Source organism: Amycolatopsis taiwanensis DSM 45107 (assembly GCF_000519205.1).
Taxonomy (GTDB): Bacteria; Actinomycetota; Actinomycetes; order Mycobacteriales; family Pseudonocardiaceae; genus Amycolatopsis_E; species Amycolatopsis_E taiwanensis.
Map to the genome: position 1 here is coordinate 494356 of NZ_KI912598.1, position 23714 is coordinate 518069.

At 69.4% G+C, this 23714-nt stretch carries 23 protein-coding genes; 9 read left to right on the forward strand and 14 right to left on the reverse strand.

The window, feature by feature from the left end; all coding sequences use genetic code 11:
* The first annotated feature begins 19 nt into the window (after window positions 1–19).
* Both A3CU_RS0137155 and A3CU_RS0137160 read left to right on the forward strand, forming a co-directional pair.
* Complete coding sequence (locus A3CU_RS0137155; RefSeq protein ID WP_027946509.1) at window positions 20–523, forward strand: isochorismatase family protein; 504 nt, start codon at window positions 20–22, stop codon at window positions 521–523.
* On the forward strand, window positions 520–912 hold the full coding sequence (locus tag A3CU_RS0137160; protein WP_027946510.1) for an NUDIX hydrolase: 393 nt from the start codon (window positions 520–522) through the stop codon (window positions 910–912). Before A3CU_RS0137155 ends, A3CU_RS0137160 begins: the two co-directional genes overlap by 4 nt.
* Window positions 913–989: 77 nt before the next feature.
* Here A3CU_RS0137160 and A3CU_RS53130 read toward each other — a convergent pair whose 3' ends face one another.
* Window positions 990–1163, reverse strand: coding sequence for a hypothetical protein (locus tag A3CU_RS53130; RefSeq protein ID WP_156960741.1), 174 nt, complete (start codon window positions 1161–1163; stop codon window positions 990–992).
* A gap of 189 nt (window positions 1164–1352) precedes the next feature.
* Here A3CU_RS53130 and A3CU_RS0137170 point away from each other — a divergent pair, with 189 nt between their 5' ends.
* On the forward strand, window positions 1353–2204 hold the full coding sequence (locus A3CU_RS0137170) for a siderophore-interacting protein (protein ID WP_027946512.1): 852 nt from the start codon (window positions 1353–1355) through the stop codon (window positions 2202–2204).
* A 272-nt stretch (window positions 2205–2476) separates the two neighbouring features.
* Here the strand turns inward: A3CU_RS0137170 and A3CU_RS0137175 are convergent, their stop codons facing one another.
* The gene (locus A3CU_RS0137175) at window positions 2477–3241 is read right to left on the reverse strand and encodes an SDR family NAD(P)-dependent oxidoreductase (protein ID WP_027946513.1); all 765 of its coding nucleotides are present in this window, start codon (window positions 3239–3241) and stop codon (window positions 2477–2479) included.
* A 57-nt stretch (window positions 3242–3298) separates the two neighbouring features.
* Between A3CU_RS0137175 and A3CU_RS48550 the strand changes: the two genes are divergently transcribed.
* The gene (locus A3CU_RS48550; RefSeq protein ID WP_043843755.1) at window positions 3299–3655 is read left to right on the forward strand and encodes a MerR family transcriptional regulator; all 357 of its coding nucleotides are present in this window, start codon (window positions 3299–3301) and stop codon (window positions 3653–3655) included.
* 201 nt (window positions 3656–3856) lie between these two features.
* Here A3CU_RS48550 and A3CU_RS0137185 read toward each other — a convergent pair whose 3' ends face one another.
* The 11 genes from A3CU_RS0137185 to A3CU_RS0137235 all read right to left on the reverse strand — a co-directional run bounded on the left by A3CU_RS0137185 (window position 3857) and on the right by A3CU_RS0137235 (window position 16552).
* Window positions 3857–4861 carry a TIGR03842 family LLM class F420-dependent oxidoreductase gene (locus A3CU_RS0137185; protein WP_027946514.1) on the reverse strand — a complete coding sequence of 335 codons (1005 nt, stop codon included), beginning with the start codon at window positions 4859–4861 and terminating at the stop codon, window positions 3857–3859.
* Window positions 4862–4869: 8 nt separating this feature from the next.
* Window positions 4870–6255 carry a dihydropyrimidinase gene (gene hydA / locus A3CU_RS0137190; RefSeq protein WP_027946515.1) on the reverse strand — a complete coding sequence of 462 codons (1386 nt, stop codon included), beginning with the start codon at window positions 6253–6255 and terminating at the stop codon, window positions 4870–4872.
* Window positions 6256–6266: 11 nt separating this feature from the next.
* Window positions 6267–7109 carry a nitrilase-related carbon-nitrogen hydrolase gene (locus tag A3CU_RS0137195; protein ID WP_027946516.1) on the reverse strand — a complete coding sequence of 281 codons (843 nt, stop codon included), beginning with the start codon at window positions 7107–7109 and terminating at the stop codon, window positions 6267–6269.
* Complete coding sequence (locus A3CU_RS0137200) at window positions 7060–8619, reverse strand: NCS1 family nucleobase:cation symporter-1 (RefSeq protein ID WP_027946517.1); 1560 nt, start codon at window positions 8617–8619, stop codon at window positions 7060–7062. The genes A3CU_RS0137195 and A3CU_RS0137200 overlap by 50 nt, the downstream gene beginning before the upstream one ends.
* 122 nt (window positions 8620–8741) lie before the next feature.
* Window positions 8742–9107, reverse strand: coding sequence for an SSI family serine proteinase inhibitor (locus A3CU_RS0137205; protein ID WP_027946518.1), 366 nt, complete (start codon window positions 9105–9107; stop codon window positions 8742–8744).
* A 72-nt stretch (window positions 9108–9179) separates the two neighbouring features.
* Window positions 9180–10796, reverse strand: coding sequence for a dipeptide ABC transporter ATP-binding protein (locus tag A3CU_RS0137210; RefSeq protein ID WP_027946519.1), 1617 nt, complete (start codon window positions 10794–10796; stop codon window positions 9180–9182).
* A 2-nt stretch (window positions 10797–10798) separates the two neighbouring features.
* The gene (locus A3CU_RS0137215; protein ID WP_027946520.1) at window positions 10799–12469 is read right to left on the reverse strand and encodes an ABC transporter substrate-binding protein; all 1671 of its coding nucleotides are present in this window, start codon (window positions 12467–12469) and stop codon (window positions 10799–10801) included.
* Window positions 12470–12498: 29 nt separating this feature from the next.
* Window positions 12499–13497 carry an ABC transporter permease gene (locus A3CU_RS0137220; RefSeq protein ID WP_027946521.1) on the reverse strand — a complete coding sequence of 333 codons (999 nt, stop codon included), beginning with the start codon at window positions 13495–13497 and terminating at the stop codon, window positions 12499–12501.
* On the reverse strand, window positions 13494–14447 hold the full coding sequence (locus tag A3CU_RS0137225; RefSeq protein ID WP_027946522.1) for an ABC transporter permease: 954 nt from the start codon (window positions 14445–14447) through the stop codon (window positions 13494–13496). Before A3CU_RS0137225 ends, A3CU_RS0137220 begins: the two co-directional genes overlap by 4 nt.
* A 78-nt stretch (window positions 14448–14525) precedes the next feature.
* Window positions 14526–14927 carry an MmcQ/YjbR family DNA-binding protein gene (locus A3CU_RS0137230; RefSeq protein ID WP_027946523.1) on the reverse strand — a complete coding sequence of 134 codons (402 nt, stop codon included), beginning with the start codon at window positions 14925–14927 and terminating at the stop codon, window positions 14526–14528.
* Window positions 14921–16552, reverse strand: a complete 1632-nt coding sequence (locus tag A3CU_RS0137235; protein WP_027946524.1) for a PucR family transcriptional regulator — start codon at window positions 16550–16552, stop codon at window positions 14921–14923. The genes A3CU_RS0137230 and A3CU_RS0137235 overlap by 7 nt, the downstream gene beginning before the upstream one ends.
* A gap of 146 nt (window positions 16553–16698) precedes the next feature.
* Here A3CU_RS0137235 and A3CU_RS0137240 point away from each other — a divergent pair, with 146 nt between their 5' ends.
* From A3CU_RS0137240 to A3CU_RS0137255, 4 genes are all read left to right on the forward strand, one after another.
* Window positions 16699–17997, forward strand: a complete 1299-nt coding sequence (locus A3CU_RS0137240) for an aspartate aminotransferase family protein (RefSeq protein ID WP_027946525.1) — start codon at window positions 16699–16701, stop codon at window positions 17995–17997.
* Between the two features lie 104 nt (window positions 17998–18101).
* Window positions 18102–19127, forward strand: a complete 1026-nt coding sequence (hrcA, locus tag A3CU_RS0137245; protein WP_027946526.1) for a heat-inducible transcriptional repressor HrcA — start codon at window positions 18102–18104, stop codon at window positions 19125–19127.
* Window positions 19128–19179: 52 nt separating this feature from the next.
* The gene (dnaJ, locus tag A3CU_RS0137250) at window positions 19180–20343 is read left to right on the forward strand and encodes a molecular chaperone DnaJ (RefSeq protein ID WP_027946527.1); all 1164 of its coding nucleotides are present in this window, start codon (window positions 19180–19182) and stop codon (window positions 20341–20343) included.
* A 7-nt stretch (window positions 20344–20350) separates the two neighbouring features.
* The gene (locus tag A3CU_RS0137255) at window positions 20351–21106 is read left to right on the forward strand and encodes a 16S rRNA (uracil(1498)-N(3))-methyltransferase (protein WP_027946528.1); all 756 of its coding nucleotides are present in this window, start codon (window positions 20351–20353) and stop codon (window positions 21104–21106) included.
* 564 nt (window positions 21107–21670) lie between these two features.
* Here A3CU_RS0137255 and A3CU_RS0137260 read toward each other — a convergent pair.
* Window positions 21671–23002 carry a helix-turn-helix domain-containing protein gene (locus A3CU_RS0137260; protein WP_052372809.1) on the reverse strand — a complete coding sequence of 444 codons (1332 nt, stop codon included), beginning with the start codon at window positions 23000–23002 and terminating at the stop codon, window positions 21671–21673.
* 224 nt (window positions 23003–23226) lie between these two features.
* Here A3CU_RS0137260 and A3CU_RS0137265 point away from each other — a divergent pair, with 224 nt between their 5' ends.
* Entirely contained in the window at window positions 23227–23562 is a 336-nt protein-coding gene (locus A3CU_RS0137265; RefSeq protein WP_027946530.1) for a hypothetical protein, read from the forward strand.
* Window positions 23563–23714: the final 152 nt, after the last annotated feature.

Sequence of the window (23714 nt, forward strand, 5' to 3'; positions counted from 1 at the left end):
GGTGCCTAGGATCGGGGACATGACCAAGATCGACCCGGCCACCGCCGCGCTCGTGCTCGTCGACCTGCAGGAGCGGATCGTGACGCTGCCGACCACGCCGCACTCCGGCGAAGCGGTCCTGGCGAACTCGCTGCGGCTGCGGGACGCGTTCCGGGCGGCGGGCGCGCCCGTCGTCGTCGTGAAGGTGTCCCGGCCCGACAACCCGCCGGGCAGCGAGCTGTCCTTCGACCCGCAGGATGACAAGGTCGTCACGAAGTACACGATCGGCGGCTTCGCCGGCACCGACCTGGACGAGTACCTGCGCGGCAAGGGCGTTCGCACGGTGGTGTTCGGCGGCATCGCGACGGAGTTCGGCGTCGAGTCGACCCTGCGAGCCGCCGCGGACCACGGCTACGACACCGTGGCGGTGTCGGACGCGATGACGGCGCTCTCCGACATCTCGCACGAGAACGCGATCACGAAGATCTTCCCGCGGCTCGGCACGGTCGTGACGACGGACGAGGCGCTGGCGGCCCTGACGTGATCGACAAGACGGCCTGGATCCACGTCGTGGACGGCCGCGTCCTGGCGGCGCGCTCGGCCGGCAAGGACAAGTTCTACCTGCCGGGCGGCAAGCGCGAGCCGGGCGAGACGGACGCCGAGACACTGATCCGCGAGGTCCGCGAGGAGCTGGCGGTCGAGATCATGCCGGAGTCGATCGCCCCGGCGGGAACATTCGAAGCCCAGGCGCACGGCAAGCCGGCGGGCACCCTGGTCCGCACGACGGCCTACTCGGCGGACTACCGGGGTACGCTGCGGGCCGGCAGCGAGATCGAGGAGATCGCCTGGCTCGCCTACGCGGACCGGCCACGGGTTTCGCTGATGGCGCAGCTCATCTTCGACCACCTGCACGAGGCCGGCGAACTCGAGTAGGTCGCCGACGGCGAAGCGAGGCCGGCCGAACTCACCCCTGCGGCAGATTCGGCATGTGCTCCAGGCGGGACAGTGAATCAGGTCGCCTTGCGTCCGGTTTTCATGGCGAAGGTGGTCACCGCGGCCGCGGCCAGCAGTGCGAGCGCTACCCAGAACGCGGTCTCGACCGCGGCCCCGGCCGTCCGCTGGCCATGCTTGATGGCCTGTCGAACGAGGAGACCCGGCAAGTCGCGGCCATCTACCTGTGCCAACAGTCGCACGGCATCTGGGCGCAGCTCTGGCCCGACCTGAAAGATTCATCGCTGCTCGATGAGCCGCCTCGTTCTGCTTCTCGGTCACCGTGGGCAATGACCTGTGACGAAGCGTTCACGCTTCTGACCTCAGATTGTTCTTAGGGTAGCCTTATCTGAGATCGACCCCTGGGACTCGAGGAGTGACGCATGGCGGGAAACCCCCGGCCGGTGACCCGCTTGCGGGTACTGCGCACCGAGCGGCTCACGCCGCACCTGATCAGGATCGTGTCCGCCGGCGATGGGTTCCGGCCCAACGAGTTCACCGACGCCTATGTCAAGGTGCTGTTCCCGGTCCCCGGCGTGACCTATCCCGAACCGTTCGACCTCGCGGTGATCCGCGCGGAGCTGCCCCGCGAGCAGTGGCCGAGGATGCGCAGCTACACCGTGCGCAACTACGACCCGCCTACCGGCGAGCTCACCCTCGACTTCGTCCATCACGGTGACGAGGGTCTGGCCGGGCCATGGGCGGCGGCCGCGAAGCCGGGCGACGAACTGCTGGTCTCCGGTCCGGGCGGCGCGTACGCGCCCGGTGACGAGGCCGACTGGCACCTGCTCGCCGGCGACGAGAGCGCGCTGCCCGCCATCGCGGCGTCGCTGGAGGCGATGCCGGCGGGCGTGCCGGCGCATGTGTTCGTCGAGGTCGCCGACGCGGCCGAGGAGCAGGTGCTGGTCACCAAGGCGGACGCCCGGATCACCTGGCTGCACAGGGGGTCTGGGGGCTTGCCCCCAGTCGGGGGTATGGGGGCGGAGCCCCCACAAGACACTGCCACGGGCGATGCGGACCTGGCACGAGCCGTGCGGGAGCTGGACTTCCCGGCCGGCACGGTGCAGGCGTTCGTGCACGGCGAGGCCGGGTTCGTGCGGCAGTTGCGGCGGTACCTCCTCGACGAACGCGGCGTGCGCCGCGACCTGCTGTCGATCTCCGGCTACTGGCGGCGCGGCGCGACGGACGAGCAGTGGCGGGCCGAGAAGGCCGCGGAGCGGGCCGCCGGCGCCTGACCGAACCGCCGCCCCGGAACTCGCGTGCCCGGACCCAGAATTCGCGTGCCTGGACCCGGAACTCGCGTGCCCGGAGCCGGAATTCGCGTGCCTGGAGCCGGAATTCGCGTGCCTGGAGCCGGAATTCGCGTGCCTGGAGCCGGAACTCGCGTGCCTGGGCCGGGGACACGCCGGCGCTACGCGTGTCCCCGGTTCCGGCGCCTGTGTTCCCGGTTCCGGCGCCTGTGTTCCGGGTTGCGGCGCCTGAAATCCGGGTTCGGACACGCGTGCGGTCAGGCCAGGAGGTAGCCGCCGTCGATGCCGATCACCTGCCCGGTCACCCAGCTGGCCGGCTCGGCCAGGTCGGCGACCCAGCTCGCCACGTCCTCGGGCCGGCCGCGGCGACCGAGAGGGATCCGGTCACGCTCGTCGGCCTTGATGTGCTCGATCTCGGCTCGGGACAGGCCCATCCGGTCGAGCGCCTCGCTCTCGACCGGCCCGGGAGCCACCGCGTTGACCCGCACCCCGTGTGGGGCGAGCTCGAGCGCCCAGCTGCGGGTCAACTGCTCCAGCGCGGCCTTGGTGGCGCCGTACCAGCTGAGCCCGGGCGCGGGTTTGGCACCGAACGTGCTGGAGATGTTGACGATCGCGCCCCGACTCTCGAGCAGAAACGGCAGTGCCTGCTGCGCGAGCAGAGTCGGCCCGAGCACATTGATCGCCCAAGTCCGCTTCGCCGCGGCCGGCTCGATCTTCCCCAGCAGCCCCGGTGTACCCACACCCGCGTTGTTGACCAGCACATCGAGTCGGCCGGGCTCCGTGGCGGCCGCCACCATCTCGACGATGTCGGCCGGCTCGGACACGTCGCCTACGTGGTAGCGGATCCCTGCATGCAATTCCGCAGTGGCAGCGAGGGCTTGTGGGCGCCTGCCGACGATCAGCACATCCAGGCCCCGCTGGGCCAGTGTCACTGCCACCGCCCGGCCAATCCCGGAACCGCCGCCGGTGACCAGCGCGGTTCGCGTGACGTTCGCGGCATCCGTTGTGGAATCTTCGCTCATGGCGGCCACGTTAAGTACTGACACCAGCGTCAGGGTCAAGTGCAGGAGGACAGGACGATGCAGATCGGGGAGCTCGCGCGGCGAACCGGAGTGAGCCGGCGCGCGTTGCGCTACTACGAGCAGCACGACCTGCTGCATTCCCGCCGTGGCCCCAATGGCTGGCGCGACTACGACGAAGCAGCCGTCGACCGGGTGCTCCGAATCGCCGAGATGATCGGCAACGGGTTGACCCTCGACGGTGTGAAGCAGCTCGCACCCTGCCTGGACATGCACCATTCGTCCAACTGCGACGACCCCGGGCTACCCCTGCAGACCTACCAGGATCGACTCGCGGTCCTCGACGACCGGCTGGCCCGGTTGCAGCACCACCGCGGTCGGCTCATCGACCAGATCCAGGCCCTGCACTCTCCCTGAACAGAAGCGGCGGCCCGACCAAGCCGCCGCCGCCCGAGCCCGGAACTCGCCCGCCCGAGCCCAGAACTCGCCCGTCTGAGCCCGGAACTCGCCCGCCCGAGTCGGGGACACGCCAAAGCCCGGGCGTGTCCCCGGTTGCGGTCGCTGTGTTCCGGGCTCCGGGCGCTGTGTCCCCGGTTCCGGCGGGCGAGTTCCCGGTTGCTAGGAAGCACCGTCCAGTTCGCCGATGATCCCCTCGCCGTAGGCGGCGAGGGTCTGTTCGCGCTGGTCGTGCATGAGGTAGACGGCGAACTGGTCCACGCCCAGCGCGGCGAATTCCCGCAGGCGCTCGAGGTGCGCGCGGGCGGGCCCGAGCAGGCAGAACCGGTCCACGATCTCGTCCGGCACGAAGTCGGTCGTCGGGTTGCCGGCCCGGCCGTGGTGGGCGTAGTCGTAACCCTGCCGCCCGGCGATGTAGTCGGTGAACTCGCGCGGCACCGGGCTGGAATCGCCGTACCGGGCGACGAGTTCGGCGACATGGTTGCCGACCATCCCGCCGAACCAACGTAGCTGTTCCCGCTGGTGCGCCAGGTTGTCACCGACGTAGGCGGGCGCGGCCACGCACATGGTGATCCCGGCCGGGTCGCGGCCCGCCTCCCGCGCGGCCTCGCGCACCGAGCCGATGGTCCACGCCGCGATCGCCGGATCGCCGCACTGGAGGATGAACCCGTCGGCCTGCTCGCCGGCCAGTTTCAGCGCCTTCGGCCCGTAGCCCGCCATCCAGATCTCCAGCCGCCCGTCGCGGACCCACGGGATGCGCACCGCCGTGTCGCCGAAGAAGACCCGGCGTCCCTCGGCCAGTTCCTTGATGACGTGCATGGATTCGCGCAACGTGGCCAGGCTCGACGGCGGCCTGCCGACCACCCGATGCGCCGAGTCGCCGCGGCCGATCCCGCACACCGTCCGGTTGCCGAACATCTCGTTGAGGGTCGCGAACAGCGAGGCCAGCACCGAGGGGTCCCGGGTACCGGGACTGGTCACCATCGGGCCCACGGTCATCGCGGTGGTGCTCGCGAGGATCTGCGAGTAGATCACGAAAGGTTCCTGCCAGAGCACGCACGAGTCGAACGTCCAGCCGTAGGAGAAGCCGCAGTCCTCGGCCTGCCGCATCAGCCGCACCACTTCCCGCGCGGGCGGGTCGGTCTGCAGTACCACACCGAAATCCACAGTCCCCCCTAACTCAGGTACTGGCAGAGATCCCGCGCCAGGAACTTGCCGTGGCCGCGGCCGCCGCCGAATCCGGACGGGGACACGACGACTTTGCCCCGCGAGAGCACCGTTTCCACCTTCCCGGTGATTTCGAAGCCCTCGTACGCCGAGTAGTCGACGTTCATGTGATGCGTCTCGGCGGAGAGGGTCTGTCGCGCCGCCGGGTCGTAGATCACGATGTCGGCGTCGGAACCCGGCGCGATCACGCCCTTGCGCGGGTACAGGCCGAACATCCGCGCCGGTGTGGTCGAGCACGCCTCCACCCACCGGGCCAGCGAGATCTCCCCGGCGACGACGCCCTGGTGCAGCAGGTCCATGCGGTGCTCCACGCCCGGCATTCCGTTGGGAATCCGGGAGAAGTCGCCTCGGCCGAGCTCCTTCTGGTCCTTGAAGCAGAACGGGCAGTGATCGGTGGACACCACGGACAGGTTGTTCGTGCGCAGCCCGCGCCACAGGTCGGCCTGGTGCCGCTTTTCCCGCAACGGCGGCGAAGCCACGTACTTGGCGCCTTCGAAGTCCGGTCGCGCCAAGTCCTCTATGGACAGGTACAGGTACTGCGGACAGGTCTCGGCGAACACGTTCTGTCCCTCGGTTCGCGCCGCGGCGACCGCCGACAGCGCCTCCGCTGCGGACAGGTGCACGATGTAGAGCGGGGCGCCGGTCACCTTCGCCAGTGCGATCGCTCGTGCGGTCGCCTCACCCTCCAAAATGGAAGGACGGGTCAGCCCGTGCTCCACCGGGCCGGTCCGGCCGGAGGCCAGCGCCTGCGCGACGAGTTCGTCGATCGCGATGCCGTTCTCCGCGTGCATCATGATCGTCGAGCCGGTCTCGGTCGCCTTCTGCATGGCGCGCAGGATTTCGCCGTCCGTCGAGTAGAACACGCCCGGATAGGCCATGAACATCTTGAAGCTGGAGACACCGGCGTCGACGCAGGTTTCCATGTCCTTCAAGGTGGTGTCGTTGACGTCCGACACGATCATGTGGAACCCGTAGTCGATCGCGCAGTTGCCGTCGGCCTTCTCGTGCCACTTGTCCAGCGTCGCGGTCAGGGTGGTTCCCTTGCTCTGCACGGCGAAGTCGATGATCGTCGTCGTGCCGCCCCACGCGGCGGCCTCGGTGCCGGTAGCGAAGGTGTCCACCGAGTGGGTTCCGCCGAACGGCATCTCCATGTGGGTGTGCGCGTCGATCCCACCCGGCAGCACATATTTCCCGCTCGCGTCCAGTACTTCGTCGGCGGTTTCGAAGAGACCCGGCGCGGCGACGGCAGCGACCTTTTCGTCCTCCACCAACACATCGGCGGCACTCGCGCCGGTGGCGCTCAGTACGGTCCCGCCCTTGATCAGGGTTCGCATCAGTTACCTCCCTAGGGAGCCGTGATCGAGTCGTAGGAGTCGGGACGCCGGTCGCGGTAGAAGGCCCAGAGGTCACGGACCTCGGCGAGGAGATCGAGGTCGAGGTCGCGCACGACGAGTTCCTCGTCGGTGTCCGAGGCCGCGTCGCCGACCAGCTGCCCGCGCGGGTCCACGAAATAGGTCTGGCCGTAGAAATCGTTGTCCCCCAACGGTTCCACCCCGACCCGGTTGATCGCGCCCACGAAGTACTCGTTGGCCACCGCGGCCGCGGGCTGCTCCAGCTGCCACAGGTAGTGGGAGAGCCCGCGGCTGGTCGCCGACGGGTTGAACACGATCTTCGCTCCGGCCAGGCCGAGCGCGCGCCAGCCCTCCGGGAAATGCCGGTCGTAGCAGATGTAGACGCCGATCCGGCCCACCGCCGTGTCGAACACCGGGTAACCGAGGTTGCCGGGCCGGAAGTAGAACTTCTCCCAGAAGCCCTTCACCTGCGGCAGGTGGTTCTTGCGGTACTTGCCGAGGTACTTTCCGTCCGCGTCGATGACCGCGGCCGTGTTGTAGTAGACGCCGGGCTGTTCCTGCTCGTACATCGGCGCGATGATCACGATGCCGTGGCGCTGGGCGACCTCCTGCAGCAACCGGGTGGTCGGCCCGTCCGGGATGGCCTCGGTGTAGGAGTAGTAGTCGGCGTCCTGCACCTGACAGAAGTAGGGCCCGTAGAACAGCTCCTGCAGGCAGATCACCTGTGCGCCCTGCGACGCGGCCTTGCCGATCATCTCCACCGCGCCGGCGATCATCGAGTCCTTGTCACCCGTCCAGCGTTGTTGTGCCAAGGCGGCCTTGACCAGGTTGCTCATGGGTCTCCTCCTTCGGTTTGGGTGATCCGGCCAGGGAAAACGCGAGATAGACGACGAAGCCGCCGACCAGCCCGGCGACCCAGCTGTAGTCGTAGAGGGGCTTGAGGAACGGAATCAAGCCGTCGGCGGGGAACGGCCCATCGGTACCCGGCGCGGTGTAGGCGCCGCCGACGGCGAGCACCGCGCCGACGACGGTAGCGACCAGCGCTTGCCAGCTCCACCCCGCGCGGAACCAGTAGACGCCGCGTTCGAGGTAGAGCCCGGCGAGGTTCAGCTTCGTCCGCCGCACCACCCAGTAGCCGGCGATCAGTACGCCCGCGACCGCGCCGAGCACGCCGCCGTAGAAGCCGAGCCAGGCGAAGATGTAGATGTTCGGGTCCGAGTACAGCCGCCACGGCTGGATCAGGATGCCGATCACGCCGGTGATCAGGCCGCCCACCGCGAACGTGATGCGTTTCGGGAAGGCGTTGGAGAAGTCGTAGGACGGGCTGACCACGTTCGCGGCCAGATTGGCCGAGATGGTGGCCAGCACGAGCGCGACGAGCGCGATCATCACCAGTGCTGGGCTGGAGAACCGGTCGGCCAGCTGCGCCGGATCCCAGATCGCCTGCCCGTAGAGCAGGGCGCCGTCCGAGGTGGTCAGGATCGCCACGATCGAGATGAACGTCATGGTGGTCGGCAGGCCGAGGATCTGGCCGCGGATCTGCTTGGCCTGGCTGCCGCCGAACCGCGTGAAGTCCGGCATGTTCAGCGAAAGCGTGGACCAGAACGCGATCATGGCCATCAGCGCGGGCGCGAAGACCTTCCAGAACGACGGGCCCCAGCCCAGCTTCGACGGCTCGGACAGGATCGGCCCGATGCCGCCCGCCTTGAACAGCACGTAGCCGAGCAGGATCAGAAAGCCCACCGAGACCAGCGGCGCGGTCCAGTTCTCGAAGCGGCGGACGGCCTCCATACCGCGCCAGATGATCAGCATCTGCACGACCCAGAACACCGCGAACGACAGCCACAGCGTCCACGGTTGGCCGCCGATCGCGGCGGCGTCGCGCCAGACGGGGCCGAGCAGCCTGCCGAGCAGGATGTAGATCGCCTCACCGCCGACCCAGGTCTGGATCCCGAACCAGCCGCATGCGATGAAGGCGCGCAGCAACGCGGCGACGTTCGCGCCGCGGACGCCGTAGAAGGCGCGGGCGAACACCGGGAACGGGATGCCGTACTTGGTGCCGGCGTGGCTGTTCAACAGCATCGGGATGAGCACGATCAGGTTGCCCAGGGTGACCGTGATCAGGGCCTGCGCCCAGTCCATGCCCAGCGCGATGAGCGAGGAGGCCAGCGCATACGACGGGATGTTGTGGGCCATGCCCATCCAGAGGGCGAAATAGTTGTACGTGGTCCAGGTGCGTTTCGCCACGGGCACCGGGGCGAGTTCGTCGTTGAAGAACCGGCTGCCGCTGATCGGCGTGATGTCCGGCAGATCCACCCGGCCGTCCGGCTGCGAGATCTGGGTCATTGGCGAATCGTGCGCGCCCGGTCCCGGTTCCGGAAATGGACAGAGTGTTCATCGTTGCGCGGGTTCGCGCACAATCTGTGGATCGAGCCAGGTGGAAATGCCGCCGGAAAACGCCGGAAAGATCAGAAGCCGAAAATACCCGAGGACTGCGCGGCGGCCTGACAGGGGTTGGGGTAGGTGTGGGTGAACCGCACCGGCTCCCCAAGCCATCGGCCGGTGGCCGTCGCGAACACCGGTTGCCAGATTTCGGTGCACATCACGCTCTCGTGCGGCAGGCGGGTGAAGTCTCCGTCCACACTGGACAGCGTCCGGCAGGCGCGGTACGGGTCGGGGTGGCTGCCCTCGGGCGGGTCGCAGCGCAGGTCCACCCGGACCGCCGGCCCCGAGCCGTGGTCGACGGTCAGGGTGAGGTCGGTGCACGGCTGGACGGGGGTCGCCGGCAGGGCGAGCATGGCGGCGGCGACCGGAGCGAAGATCGAAAAAGTCATATGCGGATAGTGACATCTCGTCACCGTATGCAAGCCCGCGCAACCAGGTGATTTCGCCCAGTCGTCGCCGAATCAGGACCGGGTGAGTGAACGCCAGGTCTCGCGCCGGGTGCGCTGCCGGTCCGGGTCGGCGACCGGGGCGGCGGCGATCAGGCGCTGGGTGTAGGGCTGCGCCGGCGAGCCGAGGACGTCACCGACCGGGCCTTCCTCCACGATCCGGCCCTCGTGCAGCACCGCGACGCGGTCGGCGACCCGCTCGACCACGGCGAGGTCATGGCTGATGAACAGGCACGCGAACCCGAACTCCTCCTGCAACCGCGCGAACTCCTCGAGCACCGCGGCCTGCACCGACACATCCAGCGCGCTGGTCGGCTCGTCCGCGATCAACAGCCGGGGCCGCAGCGCCAGGGCCCGCGCGATGCCGACCCGCTGCCGCTGCCCGCCGGACAGCTCGTGCGGGTAGCGGCCGGCCAGCGTGGGATCGAGGCGGACCGCTTTGAGCAGCTCCGCCACCCGCTCCCGGTGATCGCCGGCGACGCGGTGCAGGACCAGCGGTTCGGCGACGCTCGCCCCGACCGTGGCTCGCGGGTTCAGCGAGGACGCCGGGTTCTGGAACACCATGCCGAGCTGCCGGCGGGCCGCGCGCAGGCCCCGCCCGGACGCCACGTCGACCCCGCCGACGACCACCGAGCCGCTCGAGACCGGTACCAGTCCGGTGAGCGCGCCGGCGATGGTGGACTTGCCCGAGCCGGACTCACCGACCAGCCCGAGCACCTCGCCCGGCGCGATCCGCAGGCTCACCCCGTCGACCGCGCGGACGCCACCGCGGTAGCGGACCGTCAGGTCTTCCACCGAAACCAGCGGTTCCCCGGCGCGCGAACTCTTCTCCGTGGCCCCGGCACCCAGGGACGGCACCGAATCCAGCAGCTCGCGGGTGTAGGCGGCGCTCGGCTTCCGGAACAGTTCGCCCACCGTGTTCTGCTCGACGATCCGGCCCTCGCGCAGCACCACGACCCGGTCGGCGAGGTCGGCGACCACTCCCATGTCGTGCGTGACCAGCAGGATCGTCGTGCCCAGCCGCTGCCCGAGGGTGCGCAGCAGGTCCAGGATGCCCGCCTGCACGGTCACGTCCAGCGCGGTGGTCGGCTCGTCGGCGATCAGCAACGCCGGCTCGTTGGCCAGCGCCATGGCGATCACCGCGCGTTGCACCTGCCCGCCGGAGAGCTGGTGCGGGAAGGCGCGGAACACCCGGCGCGGGTCGGGTAGTTCCACGGTCGCCAGCAGTTCGAGCGCCTTGTCCCGCGCCTGCCCCCGGGAGACCGGCGAGTGTGCGCGGATGGCGTCGACGAGCTGGGTGCCGATCCGGAACACCGGATTGAGCGCGCTCATCGGCTCCTGGAAGACCATGCCGATCTCGGCGCCGCGCACCGCGCGCAGTTCCGCACGCGACAGGCCGTACAGGTCGCGGCCGGACAGCGTGGCCGAGCCCGACACGGTGGCCGAACCCGGGAGCAGGCCGAGCAACGACATCGCGGTGACCGTCTTGCCCGAGCCGGATTCGCCGACCACCGCGAGGACCTCGCCGGGATAGACGTCGAAGCTGACACCATGGACAGCCTCGACGCCGCCGAAGGAGACCGAGACGTCGCGCAGGGACAGCAGCGGCTCGGCGGGGTTTTCGCTGTCCACCGCTACTTGGCCAGCCCGACCTGGAGGTAGTTCGGGTAGGCCGGGAAGGCGCCCACCTCGAAGTTTCCGACCTTCGAACCGTGCAGGAACGAGTTGCGGGTGTAGATCAGCGGCACGATCGGCGAGTCCTGCATGATCCGCCGATCGGCCTGGGCCCACAGTTTCCCGGCCTCGACCGGGTCCACGATGCCCTGTGCCCGCGCGATCAGGTCGTCCACTTCGGGCACCGAGTAGCGGGACAGGTTGTAGCCGCCGTTACCGATCTCCGAGGTGCCGAACAGCGGCTGGATGTTGGCGTTGGCGCTGGGGAAGTCGGGTTGCCACGAGCTCAGGGTCAGGTCGTAGTCGCCGTCGTTCCCGGTGACCACGGAGGTCCAGGTGTCGTCGTCGAGGGGGCGCAGGTTGGTGCGGATCCCCGCGCGCTGCAACGCGGCCTGGATCGCCTGCGCCTTGTCCGAGAGGCTGTTCGAGGTGGACACCGGGAAGTCCAGGTCCAGACCGTTCGGGTAGCCGGCGGCGGCGAGCATCTGCTTGGCCTTGTCCACGTCACCGGTCGGCGGTGCGGGGTACAGGTCGTACACCTCGCGACCGACGATGCCTTCGGTGATCAGCGTCGTGGCGATCGGGCCGGCGAGATCGGCGTTGCCGGCCGTGGCCACCTGGTAGGCGACCTTGTCCACCGCGTACTGGAAGGCCTGGCGCACCTGGGGATTCGCCAGCGGGCCACGCCGGACGTTCAGCGACACGTACGCCAGCGCACCCGACTTCGACGTGACGAGACGGTTGCTGACCGCCGGGTTGCCCTGGATCTGTGCGAGCTGGGCCGGTGCGACGAAGGGGTTCGCGAAGGCGTTCCGGTCGTTGCCGGAGTCCGCGATCAGCCGCTGTGAGATGACGTCGTCGTCCAGCCCGAGCTGATAGACGACCTCGTCGGGGAGACCCGTGCGAGCGACGTCGGTGGCGGCGACCCAGTTCGGGTTGCGGGTGAAGTGGACCGCGACGCCCTTGTCGTAGGCGGAGACCTGGTACGGACCGGACGCGATCGGCTGGGTGTCGTAGTTGGCGTCGGTGCCCTTGCCGCGCGGCACCGGCGAGAACGCCGGCATGCTCACGATCCACGGCCAGTCGCCATAGGGCCGGTTGAGGTGGAACACGATCGTCTTGTCGTCCGGGACTTCGATGGACGCGAGCTCGCCGCCTTCGAACGGGCCACGGTAGTCCGGCCCGCCGTCGAGGAGCGTCTTGTGGTAGCCCAGCCCGCCCGAGAACGCCGCCGCGAACGACCGCTCGACCCCGTATTTGATGGTGTCGGCGGTGATCGGCGTCCCGTCCGAGAGCTTCAGGCCGTCCTTGAGCGTGTAGGTCCAGGTCCGGCCATCCGCGCTGGGACGGCCGGTGTCCGTGGCCAGGTCCGGCACCACGGTCGCGGGCTGGTCGGGGGAGGTCTTCCACGCGGTCAGCCGGCGGTGGATGAAGCCGACCGTGGTGATCGCCAGGTTCTGGCTTTTGGCCGGGTCGAGGTGGATCGAGGAAGTGTCCGCGAGGACATACAGCGTCCCGCCCGAGGCCACCGCGGCCGCCGTGCCGCCGCCGCGCTCGTTGGCGTTGCAAGCGACAAGGAAGGTTCCGGCTCCGGCCGCTCCGACCACCTTGAAGAACGCTCTGCGATCCATACTCTCTCCTTGTATTCCAGCCGCCGCACTCAGTTCATGACCCTGGCGCGCGGATCGAGCACCCCGCCGATGAGATCGACGAGGAAGTTTGCGACAACCACGAAAAACGCGGCGAACACCGACAGGCCGAGCAACAGCGGCAGGTCCACCTGGTGCACCGCGTCGATCATCAGCCCGCCGAGGCCGGGCAACGCGAAGACCCGTTCGGTGATCACGGCGCCGCCGAGCAACTGGCCGAGGTCGACCGCGAACACCGTGGCCACCGGCAGCAGCACGTTGCGCAGCGCGTACTTGCCGATCACGGTGCGCTCCGGCAGGCCGGCGGAGCGCGCGGTGCGGACGAAGTCCTCGCCGAGGGTTTCCAGCATCTGCCCGCGCGTGAGCCGCGCGTAGATCGCCGCGTTGATGAACGCCAGCACCAGCCACGGCAACACCAGATGCCATGCCCAGTCCACCGGACTGTCGGCGAACGAAACGTATCCGCCGACGGGAACAACGTCCAAAGTGAACCCGAACACGAGGATGCCGAGCAGCCCGACCAAATAGGACGGCGCGGACACACCGGCCAGCGTTACGGTCATGGTGAACCGGTCGACGAACCGGCCGCGCTTCAGCGCCGAGGCCACCCCCGTGCCGACCCCGGCCAGCAGCCAGATCGCCGACGCGCCGAGCGCGAGGGACAGGGTGACCGGGAGCCGGTCGCCGATCAGCGACAGCACGGATTCGTTCTGCTGGAAGGAATAGCCGAAGCACGGTGCCGCGCAGGTGATGGTGGTGACGCCGGTGCCGAAGGTCCGCCCGGCGAAGATCCCGCCGAGAAAGTCGAAGTACTGCACGATCCACGGCTTGTCGAAGCCCATGAACGCACGTGCGGTGGCCAGGTTCTGTGGCGTACACGGCCGGCCACAGGACATCTGCGCCGGGTCGGTGGGCAGCAGGTAGAACGCGGCGAAGGTGCAGAAGCTGATGACCAGCAGCACCACGAGCATTCCGGCGAATCGGTAAGCGTAGAACGCCAGCCTTTTCATTCGGCCCTGCCCGCCTTGCTCGTGCGGGGGTCGAGCGCGTCGCGCAGGCCGTCGCCCAGCACGTTGAAGGCCAGCGTCGCGAGGAACAGCGCCGCGCCGGGGAAGATCAGGAACATCGGGTCGGGCCGGACCCAGTTGATCGCGTCGCTGATCGACCGTCCCCAGCTCGGCGTGGGTGGCGGAATTCCGACGCCGAGGAAGGAAAGCGCTGCCTCCACCCCGATCTTCTCCGGGATGGTCACGGTGGAGATCACGATGATCGGCGCCCAGAGGTTGGGCAGCAGTTCCCGCCGGAACACCTGCCACGGCCCGGCACCGAACACTTTCGCCGCCCGGACGAAGTCTCGGTCGCGCAGGCTCAACGTCTGCGCGCGGACGACCCGGGCGACGCGCGGCCAGCCGAACAGCGCGATCACCGAGACCAGCAGCACCGGCCGTGGGATGGCGGCCGGCGCGATCACGCCCAGCGCGATCATGAAGATCAGCGACGGGAAGCCGAGCAGCACGTCGGTCACCCGGCTGACCGCCGCGTCCCACCAGCCGCCGAGGTAGCCGGCGCTCGCGCCGAGCAGCACCCCGAGCAGGACGGACGCCGCGGTGGCCAGCACACCGATCAGGAACGAGGTGCGTGCGCCGTAGACCACGATGGCGAACAGGTCGCGGCCGGTGAGCGGTTCGACGCCGAACCAGTGCGATCCGCTGATCCCGCCGAGCACTCCGGCACCGCGGCCGTTCGCCGGGTCGAGCAACTCGGTGTGGTAGGTGTACGGGTCCTGGCCTTCTATCGCGGCGAGCAGCGGGGCGGCGATGGCGGTCACCGCCAGCACCACGATCACGATCGCGCCGGCCACGGCCCAGGAATCACGGCGAAGCGAGCGCCACAAATCGCGCACGGCGCTTCCGGTCGCCGGCGGCGTGGGCGCGCCCGTCGGCAGCGGGGTGTCGGTCACTGATCCTCCGGCGGTTTCCTTACCGGCGTGACCTTAAGCGACGTTGGCGGGGTTTTACCCCTACCAGAGTAGGAATTCTCACCAAGTGGACCTGTGATGCGTGAGATATTCGCCTGCCGGCTTCGGCGGGGCGCAGGCCAGCCAGCCGTCGAGGATGGCTTCCCGCAACGCCTTCGTGGTGACCTTCCTCAGCTGGACCAGAAACGCGGAGTAGCCGTCGAAGTGCGGGATCGTGAAGAACGCGCCGGGGTTGGCGGCCAGCACCGCCTCCTTCTCGCCGAGATCGGCCACGCGGATGGCGAGAATCGGCCCGTCCGGCGGGGTTTCGTCGCCGAACCGCTTGAGATCCGCCTTGCGGAACGGCCGTTCCCACGCGAACGCCTTGCCGGCGACCAACCAGGCCCGGTTGCCCCACCGCAGGGCTTCGCTGACTTCGGGGAGCCGCAACGCCATCCGGGCTGCGGCGTCGACGGTCACCATTGCCGCGCCTCTTCCGGCTCTGCGCGCGATCCGCCGAGATCGTGGGCGAGCAGGGCGACGTAGAGGGACAGCATCGACTCCGGGTCTTCCAGTGGTACGCCGAGGATCTGCTCGATCCGGGCGAGTTGCTGGTAGAACGCCGTGCGGGAGGTGTGCGCGGCGGCCGCGGCGGCTGACTTGTTGCCGCCGTGCTCGCAATAGTGCCGCAACGCTTGCATCAACCGGGTTCCCGAGGCCGCGTCCCGGGACAGCAACGGGCCGAGTTCGCGGGCGGCGAAGGCGTGGAGGCGCTCGTCGTCGGCGAAGAGTTGCAGCAACCCGCGCAGCCGTACGTCCCGCAACCGGTGCACCGCCCGCCCGTTGGTCGTGTGCAAGGCCGCCGCCGCGACCTGTGCCGCCTCGGTCAGGGTGCGCTGCGCGTCCGCCGGGGTGTCCACGGTCGTGCCGGCGCCCAGCACGCATGGCGTCCGCGACGACCGGACGCCGGCGGCGAGGCGATGCAGCACCGCGTCCACATTCGCTTGCGGGGAAAGGGAAAGCAGCGCCTGCACGCACAGCTCGTCGACGAATGCGACGAGCGCGGACACCCGCGCGCGCCGGGTCGCCAGCGATGCGGCATCGGCCAGCACACGCAGCACCGGCCGCGCCGAGGCCGCGGGTTCCCGCGCGGCGGCGAGCTTCGGCACGATCGCGACGCCGACGAGCCGTCGCCCGGTCAGCGGCACGCCCAGGGCCGAGGCGCGCGAGAGCAGTTCCGCCGACGGGACCGGCGAAGCCAGCAATCCCGTCAGCACCGCCCGGTGCGCCTGCCGCTCCAGGCTGTCGGAATCCCGCGCCACGAGCCGGTGCACGGCCAGCGCGGACGCGGCCCGTTCGGCCACCACGATGTGCCGGTACGGCGGCGCCTCCTCGAACACCACCACCAGCCGGCCCCAGTCGTGCCCGCGCGCGCCCACGATCGTCACCAGCCAGCCGGATTCGGCGTGGTACCCGGTCCGCTCGCCGATCTGCACGCCGCGCGAGCGTGCCAGCCACCCGTCCAGCAACTCCGCCGGATCGCCACCCGCCGCGTCATAGGCGAGCACTTCGTGGGAAAGCGTCTCCAGCACCGCCGGGTGCTCGGTCATCCGGACGACCTCGCGCAGCACCGTGGCGGGTTCCGCGCCCGAAACGGTCAGCTCCGTGAACGTCTGGTGGACCTGTTCGGCGGCCCGCAACTCCGCCACCTGCGCGTCCACGATCAGCCCGTTCACCGTCTCGGTCACGGCCACGTAGCGAGTCTCGCGGGACAGCGTCACCAGCGGGACCGAGTTGCGGTCGGCGGCCTCGACCAGCGCGCGCGGCAGCGCGTCGTTCCAGTGGCGGACCAGCTCCACGACCAGCCCGGCCACCCCGGCCGCGGCCAGCCCGTCGAAGTAGGAGCCGAGGGCCGCCGGGTCGTCGGGCAGCGCGACGCCCGTGGTCAGCACCAACTCCCCGCCCTTGAGCAGATGCCCGATGTCGGCGACCTCGGCGACGTGCACCCAGCGGACCCGCGCGGCCAGCCCCGCGGCGCCACCCACCACGCGCGGGCGGCCCTGGCGGAGGACCGGCAGCGCGAGCACATCCGCGACCGTCGGATACATGGCCAGACTGTACGGCCGCAGGCCCGAGTCCGTACACATTGCTCGTGGTGCCCGCACACCCGGCCTGCCAAGACTGGCTAGCAGGAGCGGCGCCGTGGCAAGCCGCGGCGATCAAGGTGACTGGCCCGACTCGCGGAGGAGCAGGCATGGGCGAGGATCTGCTGCGCAGGCACCGGGCAGTGCTGCCGAGCTGGCTGGCGCTGTACTACGACGAACCGATCGAGATCGTAAGCGGGCGGGGCCGGCGGGTCACCGACTCGGCGGGGCGGACCTACCTCGACTTCTTCGCCGGGATCCTGACCAACGCCATCGGCTACGACATCGCCGAAATCTCCGACGCGGTCCGTGCCCAGGTGGACACCGGGGTGCTGCACACCTCGACGCTGTACCTGATCCGCAAGCAGGTCGAGCTGGCCGAGCGGATCGGACAGCTGTCCGGGATCGCCGGTGCGAAGGTGTTCTTCACCAACTCCGGCACCGAGGCCAACGAGACCGCGATCATGCTGGCCACCCAGTACCGTCGCAGCAACCAGATCCTGGCGCTGCGCAACTCCTACCACGGCCGCGCCTTCGCCACGATCGGCATCACCGGCAACCGCGGTTGGTCGGCCAGCTCGCTGTCCCCGGTGAAGGTCAGCTACGTCCACGGTGGCTACCGCTACCGCGACGCGTTCCGCGGATTGTCCGATCCGGACTACATCAGGGCCTGCGCCGACGACCTCCGCGAAGTGCTGCTGACGACCACCTCCGGCGACGTCGCCGCGCTCGTCGCCGAGCCGATCCAGGGCGTCGGCGGGTTCAACGTGCCGCCGGACGGGCTGTTCGCCGCGTTCAAGGAAGTCCTCGACGAGTACGGCATTCTCTTGATCTCCGACGAGGTGCAGACCGGGTGGGGCCGCACCGGCGAGCACTTCTGGGGTATTGGCGCGCACGGCGTCACCCCGGACGCGATGACCTTCGCCAAGGGCCTCGGCAACGGGCTGGCCATCGGTGGCGTGGTCGCGCGCGCCGAGCTGATGGACTCGATCACCGCGAACTCGATCTCCACTTTCGGCGGTAACCCGGTGGCCACCGCGGGCGCCAAGGCCACCCTGGACTACCTGCTCGACCACGATCTGCAGGGCAACGCCGCCAAGCTCGGCGACCGGCTGCTGACCGGGTTGCGCCAGTTGGGCGAGCGCTTGGACGTCATCGGTGACGTGCGCGGAAAGGGCTTGATGATCGGTGTCGAGCTGGTCGGGCCGGGCGGCGCGCCGAACCCGGCGGCCGCGACGGCGGCGCTGGAGGAGACTCGCGAGCGCGGGTTGCTGGTGGGCAAGGGCGGACTGCACAACAACGTGCTCCGCCTGGCCCCGCCGATGACCTTGACCGACGCCGAAGCGAGCGAGGCGCTGGACATCCTGGCCGCGTCACTCGACGCGGTGAACTCCCGGCACGCACGCTGAAGGGCCCCAGCGGGCGAGCGATCAAACCGTTGCCCTGCCGACCTGGACTCCCACACCTCCGGCTTCCGTAAACTTGACGTCAGCCGGACAAGCGGAGGTGAGGCGTGGCGAGCTCCGAGGAGCGCCGGATCCAGGTGCTGCGAGCCATCGTCGCCGATTACGTGGCCAACCAGGAACCGGTCGGTTCGAAGGCGATCGTCGACCGGCACAACCTGGGTGTCTCGAGCGCGACGGTACGCAATGACATGGCGGTGCTCGAAGAAGACGGTTACATCACCCAGCCGCACACCAGCGCCGGCCGGATCCCGACCGACAAGGGCTATCGCCTGTTCGTGGACCGGCTGGCCGACATCAAGCCGCTGTCCGCCGCGGAACGCCGGGCCATCACGAACTTCCTCGACGGCGCGATCGACCTCGACGACGTGCTGCGCCGGTCGGTGCGGCTGCTCGCGCAGCTGACCCGCCAGGTCGCGATCGTGCAGTACCCGACCATGTCCAGCGCGACCGTGCGCCACCTCGAACTGGTGCCGATCACCCCGGCCCGGCTGATGCTGGTGGTGATCACCAACGCGGGCCGCGTCGACCAGCGCGCCATCGACCTGGGCGACGTGATCACCGAGGACAACGCGGCGCGGATCCGCGACTCGCTCAACTCGGCGCTGGCCGGGCGGCGGATGACCGACGCCGCCTCGCGCGTGGCCGAACTGCCCGACCAGGCGCCGAGCGACCTGCGTGACGCGTTCACCCGAGTGTGCACGGTGCTGGTCGAGCACCTGGTCGACCATCCCGAGGAACGGCTGGTGCTCGGCGGCACGGCGAACCTCACCCGCAACGTCGCCGACTTCCCGGGCTCCCTGCGTCAGGTGCTGGAGGCGCTGGAGGAACAGGTGGTCGTGCTGAAACTCATCGCCGCGGCACGTAACCCCGGTGCCATCACCGTCCGCATCGGTGAGGAAAATGAGGACGAGCAGATGCGCAGCACCTCGGTGGTGTCGATCGGGTACGGGCGGGACGACATGCTGCTGGGTGGCATGGGCGTGGTCGGGCCGACCCGGATGGACTACCCGGGCACGATCGCCGCGGTGCGCGCGGTGGCCAACTACGTCGGGCAGATCGTCTCCGGCGGCTAGGCCGCCGCGTGGATGAGCGCATGCGGAAAGACCTTTGGAGGAAATGAGCACGGTGGCGAGGGACTACTACGGCATTCTCGGGGTGCCCAAGAACGCGTCTGATCAGGACATCAAGCGCGCCTACCGGAAGATGGCCAGGGAACTGCACCCGGACGTCAACCCGTCCGAGGACGCGCAGCACCGGTTCAGCGAGGTCACCACCGCCTACGAGGTTCTCTCCGACCCGCAGAAGCGCAAGATCGTCGATCTCGGCGGCGACCCGATGGACAACGGCGCCGGCGGCGCCCGCGGCGGGGACCCGTTCGCCGGCTTCGGCGGGCTCGGCGACATCATGGACGCCTTCTTCGGTGCGGCCACGGGCGGTGGCCGGGGCCGGGGTCCGCGCAGCCGGGTGCAGCCCGGTTCGGACGCGCTGATCCGGATCTCGCTGACCCTGGAGGAATGCGCCACCGGCGTGCACAAGGACATCGCCGTCGACACGGCCATCCTGTGCGACCAGTGCCGGGGCGGCGGCACCGCGCCCGGCGGCACCGTGCAGACCTGTGACACCTGCGGCGGGCAGGGAGAGATCCAGTCGGTGCAGCGCTCCTTCCTCGGCCAGGTGGTCACCGCCCGGCCGTGCCCGGTGTGCCGCGGGTTCGGCGAGGTCATCACCGACCCGTGTCGCCAGTGCGGTGGCGACGGCCGGGTGCGATCGCGTCGCAACGTGACCGCGAAGATCCCGGCCGGCGTCGGCGACGGCATGCGGATCCGGCTCTCGGGGCAGGGCGAGGTCGGCCCGGGCGGTGGCCCGGCCGGGGACCTGTACGTCGAGGTGGACGAGGAGCCGCACGAGGTGTTCGTCCGCCAGGGCCACGACCTGCACTGCAACCTGCGCATCCCGATGACCACGGCCGCGCTCGGCGCGACCGTGCCGCTGCAGACCCTGATCGACGGCGAGTACGAGCTGGACGTCGAACCCGGCACTCAGCCCACGACCGAGCTCGTGCTCACCGGAAAGGGCATGCCGCGGCTGCGCTCCTCCGGCCGCGTGGACGGCCGCGGTGACCTCCACGTGCACGTCGACGTCACGGTGCCGACCAAACTCGACGACGCCCAGCGCGCGCTGCTCGCCGAACTGGCCGCGCAACGCGGCGAGGACGTGTCCACGCTGTCCAGCAACGGCCGCCACCAGGGCGGGCTGTTCTCGAAACTGCGCGCCAAGAGCCACAAGTAGCCCGCGGATGAACACCGAGAGCACACCGCCGGTCTTCCTGGTGGACGAGCTCCCGGCCGGTCCACGGGCGGTGCTGGACGGCGAGGAGGGCCGGCACGCCGCCACCGTCCGCCGGATGCGCGCGGGGGAGCGGCTCACCCTCACCGACGGTGCGGGCTCGGCGGCCGAATGCGTCATCGAGGCGGTCCGGCCCGGCCGGGACGCGGCGGTCGACCTCCTCGTCGAACAGCGCCGGCACGAGCCGCCGCCACGGCCACGGGTCGTGGTGGCGCAGGCCCTGGCCAAGGGCGACCGCGGCGAACTGGCGGTGGAACTGGCCACCGAGGCCGGCGCCGATGCCGTGCTGCCGTGGCGCGCCGCCCGCAGCGTCGCCCGCTGGGACGACGGCCCGCGCGGCGCCAAGGCGCTGGCCCGCTGGCGGAGCACCGCGCGCGCCGCCGCGAAGCAGGCCCGCCGCGCCTGGGTGCCAGCCGTCTTGGAACCGGTCGGCACGGCGGGATTGGCCGCCGTGGCGGAGGAATCCGCGCTGGCGCTGGTCCTGGACGCGGCCGCGGCCCGTGGCCTCGCCGAGCTGACGCTGCCCGACGATGGCGACCTGCTGCTGGTCGTCGGTCCGGAGGGCGGCATCACCGGTGACGAACTCGATGCCCTGACCGGCGCCGGAGCGATCCCGGTCCGGCTCGGGCCCACGGTGTTGCGGACCTCCACCGCGGCCGCCGTCGCCCTCGGCGCCCTCGGCGTGCTCACCGGCAGGTGGAGCTGACGTTTCGATTCGCGTACCGTCCGTCTTCGAAAGTGGAAAAACTTTCCACACTTTGTGGCGCGACGGGTACGTGAACCATTACTCTGAACGGTGAAACCTGGGGCTGCTCTCAGGTACCCAGATTCCGCCGGACACCTCCCCCTCGGTCCGGCGGCGCCGCGGAGGCGGTGGAGCGACCCCCAGGCTCCACCGCCCCGCGGCTTCTTCGTTCGCTGCGCTCACTTCGCATCCGGCGGTTCCGCTTGTTTTCTGGGGGCCGGGCCCCCAGACCCCCGCCAGGGGGCGAGCCCCCTGGACCCCCCGCGATTGTCGATGATGTCTCTGGGGTGCCGCGAGCTGCGCCGCGGAGGCGGTGTGAGTTTGGATGCTCGGTGTGTCCCCGGTTCAGGACCGCATGTTCTCGGTTCAGGACCGCATGTTCCGGGTTCGGGGCTGTGAGTTCCTGGTTCAGGATCGCGTGTTCCGGGTTCGGCGCTGTGAGTTCCTGGTTCAGGATGGTGAGTTCTTGGGGCTGGATTGTGAGTTCTTGGGGCCAGGCGTGGGGTTTCGTGGGGAGGGAGAGGGTTACGCCTGGACGGTCAGGGCTTGGGACAGGCGCGGGCGGAGGTCGGCGGCGCCGGACAGGTGTGGTTGTTTGCTGAGGGCTTTTTGCATTTCGGCCAGATCGTCTTTTGCGCGCCGCGACTTCAGCGGAGCCTCGGCATCCAGGGCTTGCTCCGCATAGAAGATTCCCTCGCTTGCATCGCCGACATTGAGTTCGAGAATGGCGAGCTTGCCGAGTGCGAATGCTCGCGCTCGGGCCTGGCCGGGTGAGTAGGATTCAATGGACCGGCGTAGGCGGTTACGTGTTTCTTCGATATGTTTACCCGTCAGCGCGATATCGAGCAGCGCGTGCCCGGCATCTCCGGCCAGGTCGGCCGCGTCGAAATAGGTGATCCACGGCGGATCCTCGCGGGGGTTCTGGTTGCTGAAGTGTTCCTCGGCGGTCATCACGGCGGCATAGCAGTCTTCGGCCCGGCCGACCTTCGCCAGCATCCGGGCGCGGACCATGGACAGCATCGCGCGGACCGTGGGGGTCTGCCGGTCCTGGCGCACCTGGGCAAGCTCGATGAGGCTCAGGCCGTCGTCGGGGCGGCCGACGTAAATCGCCTGACGCGCCATGTCCGACAGGATGTTGGCGCGCAGGCCCCAGTCGTCGGCCTGTTCCGCGCAGTGAAGGGCGAGGTGAAAGTACTTGCGCGCCGTTTCGTGATAACCGGCATCGAAGGCGCCCCAGCCGGCGATGTCGACCAGGAAGCCGACCGAGCGGTAGAGATCGGTTTTGACCCGATCCGTCGCGCTGGCATCGAGTAACTGGGTCGCCCATTTCACCTGGCCCGCTATCGCGTCCTTGCAGACGCCGCCGCCGTAGAGGTCCTGCCATTCGCTGAAAAGACTGATCGCATGGTCGACCTGTTCCACGTCGGGTGCCCCCACCCGCGACGGCGTGCCACGACCGGCCGCGCGACCAACCGCTTCGGCCACCGGATCGCCAACGACCATGCCTGCCATGGTGGCCGCCAGCGCATGAAGGAACGCTTGCCGCTTCACGTCGTCACTCCCTACGGCTACCTCGGATGGATCTTTGTCGACGGTAGCCGCCTTGCTCCGCGTCGAGTAGAAGCCAAGATCAATGTCTGAACGCGCGCCGGTCACCTCGCGCAGTGCCCGCCGATAGTGCTTACCGGGCCAGGTATGCAGCCCGCGTTCCAGCTTGCTGATGTAGTCGGCGTCCATCGCGCCCGGTTTGCCGGTATTGGTCTCTACCTGTGCGTTCGCCAATTCGGCGAGGGTTTCCTGAGTCAGCCCGAGGGCGGCACGTGCGGCGGTGAGTCGGCGGTTCGGCTCAGTGGACACGGCTACCTCTCTGCAATCGTTCCTGCTCGCAGGGTAGCGTCGAATAGGCCGATCAGCCGAGCTTATGGTCAACTCTCCGTCCAATTCTCCGATTCGTTCGGCGGGCGAAGCGGCTACTCGACCTCCGTTCCCGCAGGCTCGGTGTACCTGAAAAGTGGAGGCCGACCGGGCCGATGGTCGTCCCGGCACCGCGTTGGGAGTCACTCCGGGGGTGTGAACGGACGATGACCGCGGAAGCTGAGAAGCGCGCCAAACCGGACCGGTTGTTCGTTTCCTGGCAGACCAGCATTGGCGACGGATTCGACCACGCCATCACGGACGAAGAGTTCACCGTTGGCCACCGTCGGCAACGCGGTGAATTCGAAGCGGTGTGCGGCGCGGTCATCTGCCTGGCCGACTCGCATTCACCGCCTGGTCCCTCGTGCCCGCGCTGCTCGGCGTTGGTACTCGGTCCCGCGATCGTGCACCGGGTGGACCTGGGTCGGCGTGCGTACCGGCATCGGCGGCCCGGCTTGCTCCGGCGGCTGTTCGGCCACGCAACGGTGAGGAACGCCGGGTGACTACGTGGCTTCGCTCGATACCGGCCGAGGTGCGTCCGGCGAACCCGGCCGGTGGGTGCGGCAAGTCACGGCGGGCGAGGAGCGGCCCTTCTCCGCGTGTCTCGGTGAGTTTCGGGGTGGGCTGGGGCCTGTGGGGTGAACGAAGGCCACGA